This is a genomic window from Bacillus sp. SIMBA_005, assembly GCF_046535585.1.
In the GTDB taxonomy this organism is placed as follows: Bacteria; Bacillota; Bacilli; order Bacillales; family Bacillaceae; genus Bacillus; species Bacillus pumilus.
In genome coordinates this window covers 1-231 of the sequence record NZ_JAWRWI010001266.1, presented here as the reverse complement: position 1 = coordinate 231, position 231 = coordinate 1, and the positions used below count along the sequence as shown (strand labels likewise).

Below are 231 nucleotides of genomic sequence, written 5' to 3'. Positions count from 1 at the left end.
CTGATTTGGTTCTTGCTATGACCCATCAGCACAAACAGATCATTGCCAGCCAATTTGGACGTTATCGTGATAAAGTGTTTACGCTAAAAGAATATGTCACAGGCAGCCATGGTGATGTCATCGATCCGTTCGGCGGCTCAATTGACATCTATAAACAAACGCGAGATGAGCTTGAAGAGCTTCTTCGGCAGCTGGCAAAACAGCTGAAAAAAGACCGCAGATAAGTTGTCA

Annotated in this window: 1 pseudogene; it reads left to right on the top strand. The window is 44.6% G+C overall.

Features of this window, described 5'->3' with window-relative positions:
• A pseudogene (gene prpB, locus SB660_RS24135) lies at positions 1–224 on the top strand (protein arginine phosphatase PrpB); the annotation flags it as partial.
• Positions 225–231 lie beyond the last annotated feature (7 nt).